Consider the following 2,711-nt stretch of genomic DNA (forward strand, 5'->3'; position numbering starts at 1 on the left):
AGCCAGAAGTGGACCATGCCCATCCGGGATTGGAAGGCCGCGCTGACCCGCTTTACCATTCAGTTCGGAGACCGCATCTCCGTCAATTGAAGTCCGACCCGTTTACACAAAAATTCGGACACGCCCTGACCAGGGAGCGGGTGGAGGCAGGGTTTTTCATCCGGAGTGTCGATCAATGCGCTGACCGGTGGCGCTGCGCGTGGCCGGTGCGAAAAACGAAAATCGCCGCGGCTGCGGCGTGGGAGAGCAGGGCGGCGGCGCAGCGCTGGAGCGGACCGTGCCGCTCCATGCGCCGCCGGCAACCTCACATATAGAGCATGACCAGGTCGTTGATGACCGAGGGCCTGTCCTGGCCGACGACGTGGACGTTGATCTCCATCGTCATCTGCGTGCCGCTCTTCACCTGCTCGACCGCCTTGATGCGGTAGCGCGCATGGATGCGGCAGCCCGCGGGCACCGGCGTCGGGAAACGCAGCCGGTCCGAGCCGTAGTTGACGATGTTGTGGTAGCCGGTGACCTCGAACTCCATGGGCAGCTGCAGGCGGCTGATCAGCACCTGCACCAGCGCGCCGTGGGCGATCGTGGTGCCGAACGGGCTCTCGCGGCGGGCGCGCTCGGGATCGGTGTGGATCCAGTAATCGTCGCCCGACAGCTGCGCGAACTGGTCGATCAGCTCCTGCGTGACGGCGATCTCGTTGGACCAGTCCGAATAGCCGTCCGACACCAGGGCGCGCATCGCATCCAGATTCTTGCAGTCGACCTGGGGCAGGGTTTGCCTGGGCGCTGCGGGAGCGGTGCTTTGCTGCGGCTGTGCGGCGGCGTCGGCGGCAATCACGCCGGGGTGCACGGAGTCCTGCGGTGTGAAGCGCAGCAGCGTGGCGCTGCCCGGGCGGTCGTCGAACACCGGGCGCACGCGCAGGCCCACGCGGATCTGCTCGGGCGCGACGCCCACCAGCGTGGTGTTGATGTGCACGCCCTCGTCGAGCGCGACCACGGCCAGCAGCTGCGGCATCTCGTCGGTGAACTCGGGCAGCGTGGGCACGCGCGCGACGGTGTAGGTATAGACCTCGCCCGCGCCGCTGACCTTGCGCCACGCCAGCTGGCGCGAGCCGCAGGTCGGGCAGTGCGTGCGCGGGAAGAACAGCCAGTGGCCCTGGTCGCACTGCTGCAGCCGCACCTCGTGGGCCTGCAGGCCCGCCCAGTAGGGCGCGGAGATCTCGGTGGGGTGGGGCAGGGGTTTGTTCCAGCTCATGCTCAGGCTCCCTTCAAAATCAATGCACCTTGTTCGCTCATCACGCCGCCCGTGCCAGACACATAGGCCAGGTCGTTGCGCGCCAGCTGGCGCGCGCCGCTGCGCCCCTGGATTTGCTGCATGGCTTCGATCACCTGCGTCATGCCGCCGGCGCTGCCGGTCTGGCCAAAGCTCAGCTGGCCGCCGTGCGTGTTCATCGGGAAGTCGCCCTTGAAGGTGAAGTCGTGCGCGCGCACGAAGTCCAGGCCCTTGCCCTTCTCGGCAAAGCCCGCGTCTTCCAGCGTCAGCAGCACGGTGATGGTGTAGCAGTCGTAGATCTGCGCCATGTGCATGTCGGAAGGCTTGAGGCCGGCCATCGCGAACGCCTTGCGCGAGGCCGGGCCGATGGGCGTGGCCAGCATGTCGGCCGCGTAGGTGGGCGACTTGGTCTGCACATGCTCGCCGCAGCCGACGATCTGCACCGGGCGGTGGCGGCAATTCCTGGCCTTGTCGGCGCGCGTGACCACCATGGCGCCGCCGCCGGCCACGGGCATGACGATCTCCAGCATGCGCAGCGGCTCGGCGACCATGCGCGAATTGAGCACGTCGTCCACGGTGATCGGCTGGCCGTAGAACATGGCGCCGGGGTTGTGGCAGGCGTTGAAGCGCTGGTCGACCGCAATGCGCGCCAGCGCCGCCGCGTCGTAGCCGTGCAGGGCGGCGTAGCGCTGGGCGATCATCGCGTAGCCGGTGTTCTGCGCCATGTGGCCGTAGGGCAGATCCATCTCGGCCTCGGGCGCGCCAAAGCGGGTGCTGTGGCCGCCAAAGCGCGACGCCTTCATCACCTCGGCCATGTGGTCGTCGTGCTCGGACATCGGCGTCATGCGCGCCGGGATGACGCAGACCACCGTGTCGCACAGGCCCAGCTCGATGGCCGCGGCCGCGCGCCAGACCATGCCGACCGAGCTTGCGCCGCCCAGGTCGACGACCTCGGCAAAGTTCAGCGCCACGCCCAGGTATTCGCCGGCCATCGCGGGCACGAAGCTGCTGGCCTCGTGGAAATGCGGGCCGGTGGTGATCAGGCCGTCCACGTCGGCAAGCGACAGGCCGGCGTCGTCGAGCGCCTGCAGCGCCAGGTCGGCCACTTGCTCCAGGTGGAACATGCGCGGCGCGGTGCCGTATTTTTCTGGTTTGTATTGCGCGGCGCCCACCAGCGCCGCCTTGCCTTGCAGTCCCATGCGGATTCCTTTGTCGGTTGTCTCGTTGCGGGGAGCGGTTGCCTCTCGCCCTTGCATGCCATTGTCGGCACGCCGGCTGCCTGGCCCATCGTCAAAGTGGACTAGGGCCTGTTAAGGACATCCTGAACAACTCGGCTGCGCAAGTGCTACATGGCTGATGTTTTTCAGATGACGCAATCGCACCGTTTTGCCCGCGTCCTTGCACCATTCTTGGTGCCTTTTCGGGCCATTTGCACCGCTTT

The 2,711-nt window shown here is 67.1% G+C and carries 2 protein-coding genes; both read right to left on the reverse strand.

Going from position 1 to position 2,711, the window contains the following annotated elements:
- Positions 1–304 precede the first annotated feature (304 nt).
- Positions 305–1,252: a bifunctional OB-fold nucleic acid binding domain-containing protein/MaoC family dehydratase gene (locus tag ABD767_RS17130; protein WP_344870000.1), complete on the reverse strand. Its 948-nt coding sequence runs from the start codon at positions 1,250–1,252 to the stop codon at positions 305–307.
- Positions 1,253–1,254: 2 nt separating this feature from the next.
- Positions 1,255–2,469 (reverse strand): thiolase family protein, encoded by a 1,215-nt coding sequence (locus ABD767_RS17135; RefSeq protein ID WP_344870001.1) that lies wholly within the window; start codon positions 2,467–2,469, stop codon positions 1,255–1,257.
- Positions 2,470–2,711: the final 242 nt, after the last annotated feature.

It is taken from the genome of Comamonas faecalis (assembly GCF_039538025.1).
Lineage (GTDB): Bacteria > Pseudomonadota > Gammaproteobacteria > Burkholderiales > Burkholderiaceae_C > Comamonas_C > Comamonas_C faecalis.

Bases quoted from the DNA above. Each gene is read 5' to 3' on its own strand.
- ABD767_RS17130 (WP_344870000.1), bottom strand. From the start codon at position 1,252: ATGAGCTGGAACAAACCCCTGCCCCACCCCACCGAGATCTCCGCGCCC.
- ABD767_RS17135 (WP_344870001.1), bottom strand. From the start codon at position 2,469: ATGGGACTGCAAGGCAAGGCGGCGCTGGTGGGCGCCGCGCAATACAAA.